6 protein-coding genes are annotated in these 7,185 nt (G+C 64.7%); 5 read left to right on the forward strand and 1 reads right to left on the reverse strand.

All coding sequences use genetic code 11. The features are described from left to right. The first annotated feature begins 189 nt into the window (after positions 1-189). The 5 genes from P409_RS36345 (at position 190) to soxR (ending at position 6,512) form a co-directional block, all read left to right on the forward strand. Positions 190-444 carry a calcium-binding protein gene (locus P409_RS36345; RefSeq protein WP_052121102.1) on the forward strand — a complete coding sequence of 85 codons (255 nt, stop codon included), beginning with the start codon at positions 190-192 and terminating at the stop codon, positions 442-444. Between the two features lie 36 nt (positions 445-480). After that, positions 481-2,289: a calcium-binding protein gene (locus P409_RS38145; RefSeq protein WP_152613474.1), complete on the forward strand. Its 1,809-nt coding sequence runs from the start codon at positions 481-483 to the stop codon at positions 2,287-2,289. Positions 2,290-2,417: 128 nt separating this feature from the next. Then, complete coding sequence (locus P409_RS41275; RefSeq protein WP_052121108.1) at positions 2,418-4,679, forward strand: calcium-binding protein; 2,262 nt, start codon at positions 2,418-2,420, stop codon at positions 4,677-4,679. 134 nt (positions 4,680-4,813) lie between these two features. Further along, a complete protein-coding gene (locus tag P409_RS21570; RefSeq protein WP_034843534.1) occupies positions 4,814-5,971 on the forward strand; it encodes an MFS transporter in 1,158 nt (385 codons plus the stop codon). A gap of 76 nt (positions 5,972-6,047) precedes the next feature. Further along, positions 6,048-6,512 carry a redox-sensitive transcriptional activator SoxR gene (gene soxR, locus P409_RS21575; RefSeq protein ID WP_034843535.1) on the forward strand — a complete coding sequence of 155 codons (465 nt, stop codon included), beginning with the start codon at positions 6,048-6,050 and terminating at the stop codon, positions 6,510-6,512. A 3-nt stretch (positions 6,513-6,515) separates the two neighbouring features. Here soxR and P409_RS21580 read toward each other — a convergent pair. After that, positions 6,516-7,185 (reverse strand): ABC transporter permease (locus P409_RS21580; protein ID WP_034843536.1); only part of this gene is annotated, 670 nt, incomplete at its 5' end.

A 7,185-nucleotide genomic window follows, 5' to 3' on the forward strand; every position in this document is an offset into this window, starting at 1 on the left:
GGGCGGGCGAAGCGGACCCTAGCACGGCGGCGCCGCGGGCAGGCGTTCCGCCGATATATGAATTTTTTCACGAATGCATAGAATCCGGATTGCCGAGCGGGGCGGAGCCGGGATTAAGCTGATGGGGGCGCGAGAAGGCCGGGGGACACTGGCCGAGGCGCGCCGGATTTTGGGTGGGGGGACAGTTTCATGCCGGTATTTTCAGGCACGGCGGCGGCTGACCGGATCGTCGGCAGCGCCGATGCGGACCAGATCTATGGCCTCGACGGAAACGACACGCTTTATGGCCTCGGCGGCAATGACTGGCTGGTCGGTGGTGCGGGCGCCGACATCCTGATCGGCGGCCTCGGCGACGATTCCTACGACGTCGATTCCGCGAGCGACCAGGTGGTGGAGCGGGCGGGCGAGGGCATCGACCGGGTGCGCGCCTCGGTCAGCCACTAGCTGGCGGCCAATGTCGAGATCCTGACCCTGACGGGCATGGCCGACATCAACGGCTTCGGCAACGCGCTGGACAACACGCTGGTCGGCAATGCCGGGAACAACGTCCTCAACGGCGGCGCCGGCAACGACGCGATGGCCGGGGGCGCGGGCAACGACGTCTACGACGTGGACTCGACCGGAGACGTGGTGAGCGAGGGCGCGAATGCCGGCTACGACCGGGTGCGGGCCTCGGTCAGCTTCACGCTGAGCGCCAATGTCGAGGAACTGAACTTGGTTGGCATGGCAAACATCGATGGAGCCGGCAACGGGGGAAGCAACACCATAGTCGGCAATGCCAGGGCAAACGGCCTCTATGGCGGTGGCGGCGATGACCAGATTCTCGGTGGTGATGGCGACGATTTGATCGTTGGAGGAACAGGAAAGGATTATCTGCGCGGAGGCGCTGGTGACGATTCATTCGAAATCGCGTTTAAGTATGAAATTGTCGCCGGTGAGGTCTATGATGGGGGTAGTGGTGTTGACACGCTCTCTTTATCGCCTGGAATCAATATAATGGATCTGACGGGCCTCGATTTTCGTAACATGGAGGTGCTCAATTCTTTTACAACGATTGTTCAAATCGGAGTGCGACAAGTTACGCAATTCAATTCGATCAATGTTTCGACTCTGCAATTGATCGGAGGTGGTTCCGCCGATTTTTCCGGATTCCAAAAACTGGGCGTCACTGCCCTATATCTCTCTGATCTGGGCAACGCGGTGGATATGACTGGCGTGGCTTCCAATGTTGATCGCATCTCCATTGCCGGTGGTGCATCCGCGGACAGTGTGGTCGGCCCGGACGGTGCAGCCTCGATATACGGCAGACTGGGAAATGACCATCTGACGGCCGGTTCTGTCGGCAGCAGTCTCGACGGCGGTGAGGGAAACGACACCCTGCTCGGGGGTGCCGGCGCCGACGGGCTTCGCGGGGCGGCCGGAATGGACGTCCTCCGGGGCGGCGCGGGCGACGATATGCTGATCATCGGAGGCACCGACGTGTCGACGGGCCAATCGCTGGATGGCCACCTCGACCTGACGGCCGGCGATGTCTTCGACGGTGGGGCGGGGCGCGACACGCTCAGGGTCTTCACGGGGGCCGGCCCCTTGGACCTTTCGGTGGCTGACCTTACCGGACTTGAGGTTCTGGAAGCCTATTCCAATACGGTCGTTCTGACCGCCGCCCAACTCGACCAGTTTCTGGAAATTCATGCCAATTCGATCGCCCTCAAGGGAAGCGGCACAGTCGATTTGTCCGATGCAACGCTCGATGTTCTGAGCCTACGGCTCTCGGACAACGGCAACACCCTGATACTGTCGGGGGCCGGCTTCAATCTTCCCGAAGTTCAGGGGGGAGCGGGGGCCGATGTGGTTCTGGGCGGGCCACTATCTAGCGAGATTTATGGTAATGGCGGGGATGATGATCTCAGAGGCGATGCCGGGTTCGATCAGCTGCAAGGCGGTGCCGGCGATGACCGACTGACCGGAGGAGCCGGCGACGATTTGCTGGTCGGCGGTGCCGGTGCGGATCAGTTCATCTATCACGCCGGCGCCAATGGACTCGATCATGTCAATGACTTCATCGCCTCGGGAGGTGAGGACAAGCTGGTCTTCGAGGATTCGCTCCACGGCACCTTCAGCTATCGCGGAGCCGCAGCCTTCACCGCGAGCGGCAACAGCGAGGCACGATTTTCGGGCGAAAATTTGCTGGTTGACGCAGACGGCAACGGCACCGTGGACATCACCATCTACCTGACCGGTATGACCACCGCATCCCAGCTCCACGCCTCCGATTTCGTGTTCACCTGAACGCTGCCATCGGTGGAGGCCACGTCGAGCCGACCGTGGCCGCGGGATCCCATATGTTTGCGCAAAACTCAGGGACGGGCAGAAGCAGCATCGGTCGCGGTGCGTTGATTTGAAGGGGAGAGGATTTCATGCCGGTATTTTCAGGCACGGCGGCGGCTGACCGGATCGTCGGGAGCGCCGAGGCGGATCAGATCTATGGTCTTGACGGTGACGACAAACTCTACGGCGCGGGCGGCAATGACTGGCTGGTCGGGGGGCTCGGCAACGACATCCTTGTCGGCGGCCTCGGTGACGATTCGTACGACGTGGACTCCGCCGGCGACCAGGTGGTGGAGCGGGCGGGCGAGGGCATCGACCGGGTGCGCGCCTGGGTCAGCCATCAGCTGGCGGCCAATATCGAGATCCTGACCTTGGCGGGCACGGCCGACATCAACGGCTTCGGCAACGCGCTGGACAACTCCATCCTCGGCAATGCCGGGAACAACGTGCTTAACGGCGGTGCCGGCAACGATGCCATGGCCGGCGGCGCGGGCAATGACGTCTACGACGTGGATTCGGCCGGCGACCAGATCCAGGAACTGGCGAATGAGGGCTACGACCGGGTGCGGTCGTCGGTCAGCCTCACTCTGGGCGCCAATATCGAAGAGTTGACCCTGACCGGAACGGCCGCGATCAGCGGTACCGGCAACGCCCTTGCCAACACCATCGCCGGCAATGCGGGCGACAACGTGCTCGACGGCGGCGCGGGCGACGATGTGTTGGTCGGAGGGAAGGGCAACGACACCTACTATGTCGCCACGGCCGGTGACCGGATTGCGGAGCAGGCCGGTGAAGGCATCGACCGCGTGCTGAGCTGGGTCACCCACCAGCTCGCCGTCAATGTCGAGAATCTGGCCTTGCAGGGCACGGACAATATCGGCGCCTCAGGCAACGCTCTGGACAACACCATCACCGGCAATGACGGGAACAATACCCTCATAGGCGGCGGCGGGGACGATACAATGATCGGGGGGAAGGGCGACGATCTCTATGAGGTGGATTCCGCCGGCGACCAGATCCAGGAGGCTGCCGACGAAGGGATCGACCGGGTGCGCGTTTCGCTGGCTGCCTATGACCTAGCGGCCCATATCGAGAACCTGACGCTTATCGGCGGCGGCTCTCATACGGTCGGAGACAATGCGCTGGATAACGAAATCGTCGGTGACCGCGGTGTCGACTACATCTCGGCGACGGCCGGGCGGGATACTCTGTACGGCAACGAGGGGAATGACCGCCTCATCGGCGGTGACGGCGACGACACCCTGTCAGGCGGGGCGGGAGATGATGAGATGTTCGGCGGTGCCGGCAACGACATTTACGACGTGGATTCGGCCGGCGACCGGATCGAGGAGGCGGCGAACAATGGCTATGACCGGGTGCGGTCGCTGGCGAGCTATACGCTGGGCGCCGCTATCGAGGAGTTGAATCTGGTCGGCAGCGACCACGTCAACGGCACCGGCAACGAGATGAGCAACGTTATCACCGGGAACTTCGGGGACAATACGCTCGATGGCAAGGCCGGGGACGATGTGTTGATCGGCCGTTGGGGCGGTGACACCTACATCATTGATTCTGTTGGCGACGAGGTGGTGGAGAAGGCGGAAGAGGGCCGCGATCTGGTTGTCTCATCGGTCAGCTATCAACTCGGCGCCAATCTTGAAGATCTTATTCTCACCGGTTCGGCAAATATCAATGGTACCGGCAACGATCTGGATAACAGTATCCGGGGCAATTCCGGTGATAACATATTGAATGGCGGAGGTGGCGTGAATCAGCTGTCCGGCGGTGCCGGAAACGACACGTATATCTTGGAGCCAAGTTTTGAGTTCGATCAGATTTCCGAGCGTCCAAATGAGGGTATTGATACGGTTTTGTCCTATACTTTCAATGTTCGACTTTCTGCCAATGTCGAGAATCTGACGTTGCTCGGAACTGCAGATTTCGGGACTGGTAATGATCTCGACAATATCATCACCGGAAACGCTGAGGCGAACGGGATGGAAGGTGGTGGTGGAAGCGATACCATCATCGGCAATGGCGGCGATGATGATCTGCGGGGAGGATCCGGTCAGGACGGATTTGTATACTCCTCCATGCAGAGTGGCGTAGACACAATTGCGGATTTCAATTCGTCGGAAGGCGACCTACTGGTCTTCCAGGGGCTGCTGCACGGTACCTTCGCCTATCTCGGCGCAACTGCCTTCACCGCCGGCGGCAACAGCGAGGCACGGTTCGCCGGTGGCCAAGTGCTGGTCGATAGCGATGGCAACGGCACGACAGATATCACCATCAACCTGACGGGTATCACCTCCGCCGCCCAGCTCCATGCCTCCGATTTCGTGTTTTCGTAGCCAGATTGTAGCGGGCGCAGATCCTCGCTCTCCGCCCCGCATTTCCCGAATGCTGCATTGCAGCATTCGTATAACGTTTGCTCCGACCAAGCGCGCATCTTAGGGGCGACATTCCGTCACCGGATCCGCCCCTCATGCCGCTGCCGCTTTTCGCCCTGGCCGTTGCCGCGTTCGGCATCGGCACCACCGAGTTCGTGATCATGGGCCTGCTGCCCGATGTGGCGCGGGACCTCGGCGCCACCATCCCGGCGGCCGGCATGCTGGTCTCGGGCTATGCCCTCAGCGTCACCATCGGCGCGCCGATCGTGGCCCTGCTGACCGCGAAGCTGCCGCGCAAGACCACGCTCCTGGGGCTGATGGGCGTGTTCATCCTCGGCAACCTGATGTGCGCCCTGGCGCCCGACTACTGGTCGCTGATGGCCGCGCGGGTGCTGACGGCGCTGTGCCACGGCGCCTTCTTCGGCATCGGCGCCGTCGTCGCCACCGGGCTGGTGCCGCGGCACCAGCGGTCCCGCGCCGTCGCGCTGATGTTCTCCGGCCTCACCCTGGCCAATGTGCTGGGCGTGCCCTTCGGCACCGCGCTGGGCCATGTCGCCGGCTGGCGCGCCACCTTCGGCGCCATCGTGCCGATCGGCATCGCCGCGGCGCTGGCCATTGCCTTCATCCTGCCGCGCGATCGCGAGGCGCCGGCCGGCAACCTGCTGTCCGAGTTCTCGGTGCTGCGCAAGCCGCAGGTGCTGCTGGCCATGGCGCTCAGCATCCTGTCCTCGGTCAGCCTGTTCACCGTCTTCACCTACATCACCCCGATCCTCGAGACCGTGTCCGGCCTGACGCCGCAGGGCGTCACCACCGCGCTGCTGCTGTTCGGCGTCGGCATCACCGTCGGCAACCTGTTCGGCGGCCGCCTGGCCGACTGGCGGCTGATGCCGGCGGTGATGATCAGCTTCACCGCTCTGGCCGTGGTCTGTGCCGGCTTCGGCTTGGCCGCACCCTTCATGGTGCCGGCCGTCGCCGCCATGGTGCTGTGGGGCGTGGTGCAGTTCAGCCTCGGCGCACCGCTGCAGACCCGGGTGGTCGACCAGGCGCATGAGGCGCCGAACTTGGCCTCCACCCTGAACCAGGGCGCGTTCAACCTCGGCAACGCCGCGGGCGCCTGGCTCGGCGGCGCCGCGATCACCGCCGGCATGCCCTATGGCCAGATCCCCTATCTCGGCGCCGCCGTCGCCGTAGCCGGTCTCGCTGTCGCGGTGCTGTCCTACGCGCTGGACCGGCGCGCGCCCGCACTGGCCTGAGCCGATCCGTCCCGGCTTGATCCGCGTCGATGGCAAGCTCAAGTAAGCTTGAGCATCGGCCGCGACGGATCAAGCCATGGACGGAGTCCTGACCATCAACCAGGTGGCGCGGCGCAGCGGCGTCGCCGCCTCGGCGCTGCGCTACTATGAGGAGCGGGGGCTGATCCGGTCCGAGCGCGCCGGCTCCGGCCACCGCCGATTCCCCCGCGCGGTGCTGCGGCGGATCGCCTTCATCGTCTTCGCCCAGCGGCTCGGCATGTCGCTGGAGGAGGTGAAGGCCGAGCTCGACAAGCTGCCGACCGATCACATCCCCACCGGCGAGGACTGGTCGCGCCTGTCCGGCGGCTGGACCCGGCGGATCGATGAGCGGATCGCCGAACTGGAGCGGCTGAAATCCGGCCTGGCCGGCTGCATCGGCTGCGGCTGCCTGTCGATGTCGAGCTGCGGCCTGGTCAACCCGGCGGACCGCGCCGGCCGCCTCGGCCCCGGGCCGCGCTTCTGGGTCGGCGACAAGGCCGTCGAGCGCAGGCCTCGTGGATAGGGCTCAAGCCCTCTTCCAGCGCTGCAGCAGGTCGGTGATCCGGCCGAAGGCGAGGTCGGCCAGCACCGCCAGCGTGCCCACCACCACCGCGCCCTGGATGACATAGGCCAGGTTGTTGCCGTTCAGCCCGACGATGATCGGCGTGCCGAGTGTGCGGGCGCCGACGGTGGAGGCGATGGCCGCCGTGCCGATGTTGACCGCGACCGAGGTGCGGATGCCGGCCATGATCACCGGCGCCGCCAGCGGCAGCTCCACCGACCACAATCGCCGGGCCGGCCCCATGCCCATGCCCTCCGCCGCGTCGCGCGCGGCCGGCGGCACCTGCTCCAGCCCCGCGATGGTGTTCTCGACGATCGGCAGCAGGCCGTAGAGCGACAGGGCGATCAGCGCCGGCCAGGCGCCGAAGCCCAGCAGTGGGACCGAGATCGCCAGCACCGCCACCGGCGGGAAGGTCTGGCCCATCGCCGTCACCGTCTCGACCAGGCCGCGGAACTCGGCCCCGGCACGGCGGGTGACGAAGATGCCGGCAGCGACGCCGATGACAACCGCGATCAGGCTCGACGCCCCGACCAGCGCGACATGCGCCACCACCAGGGCCGGGAAGCTGTCGGCCTCGTAGAAGGGCCGCTCCAGCTGCGGGAACCAGGCGGCGAAGAGCGGCCGGGTCAGCGGC

The organism is Inquilinus limosus MP06, from assembly GCF_000767795.1.
GTDB classification, from domain to species: Bacteria; Pseudomonadota; Alphaproteobacteria; order DSM-16000; family Inquilinaceae; genus Inquilinus; species Inquilinus limosus_E.